Annotated in this window: 1 protein-coding gene; it reads left to right on the top strand. The window is 61.9% G+C overall.

All coding sequences use genetic code 11. The annotated features are described in order from the left end of the window. The coding region (locus tag BMW74_RS25300; RefSeq protein WP_371911854.1) for an immunoglobulin-like domain-containing protein at positions 1–1,382 on the top strand (1,382 nt) is incomplete at both ends.

Raw genomic sequence — 1,382 nt, 5'->3', positions numbered from 1 at the left:
CTGAGCAAAGAGCCGGGCGTGGTGCAGATCAACGACACCCCGGACACCTTCACCGTCAGCATCAAAGGCAATGGCGACGTATTCGAGAACGCCAAGCCGACCTTCACCGTCAGCATCAGCCAGGCGTTGAAGGAAGACCTGACCGTCAAGCTGAGCAACGGCGGTACGGTCACCGTCAAAGCCGGTGAAACCACCGCCCTCTACACCGCGCCGATCCAGGGCGATGACGTCTACAAAGACGGCGGCCCACTGAGCCTGACCGTCACCGACGCCACAGTGCCAGGCAAGGTCTTCGAAGACCTGCAACTGAGCAAAGAGCCGGGCGTGGTGCAGATCAACGACACTATCAGCGAAGTCACCGCCACCCTCACCGCGAACAAACACCTCGCGTTCGAAGGCAGCAGCATCACCTACACCGTGACCCTGTCCGGGCCTGCCGGCCTGCCGATTGGCAATCACGCGCCGCTGACCTTCACCCTCAGCGACGGCACCAAGATCACCATCGACGCCAACAGCCTGACAGGCAAGTTCACCGTGCCCGTGGCCAATGACGTCTATGACTCGGCGCCCGTGACCAACAGCCTGACCGGCGTTACCGGTGACGATAACTTCGAAAAGCTGACCCTCGATAAGAGCCCGGTCACCACCACGATCATCGATAAGCCGGACATTGTCGCTGTCAGCATCGAAGGCAACGGCCCGGTCCTGGAAAACGCCCACCCAACCTTCACCATCAAGATCAATCGGGCACTCAAGGACGACCTCATCGTCAAGCTGGGTAACGGCGACACCGTCACCGTCAAGGCCGGCGAGACCAAGGCGATCTACACCGCGCCGATCCAGGGCGATGACGTCTTCAAGGACGGTGGGTTTGTCACCGCCACCGTGACCGACGCCACCGTTCCGGGCAAAACCTTTGAACTCCTGATCGTCAGCCCACTGCCGGGCGTCGTGCTCGTCGGCGACACCCCAAGCGAAGTGATCGCCACCCTGACCGCGGACAAAACCTCCGTGGAAGAAGGCGGCACCATCACCTACACCGTGACCCTGAAGGGACCGGATGGCATCCCGATTGGCAACCACGCGCCGCTGATCTTTACCCTCAGCGACGGCACCAAGATCACCGTCGCGGGCAACAGCCTGACCGGCTCGATCACCGTGCCCGTGGCCAACACCGATTACGTTTCGGGCCCGATCGTCAATGGCCTGGCAGGCGTTACCGGCGACCGCGACTTCGAGAAATTGACCCTCGATGGCAGCAAGGTCACCACCACCGTGGTCGATACCCCGGACACCGTGACCGTCAGCATCGCTGGCAACACCGTGTCCGAAGGCACCGCGCCGACCTTCACCATCAGCGTCAGCCAGAAACTGGCCGACGA

Source organism: Pseudomonas sp. ok272 (assembly GCF_900109995.1).
Taxonomy (GTDB): Bacteria; Pseudomonadota; Gammaproteobacteria; order Pseudomonadales; family Pseudomonadaceae; genus Aquipseudomonas.
Note: the sequence above shows the minus strand (reverse complement) of the source record. Positions and strands in the feature narration are given on the sequence as shown.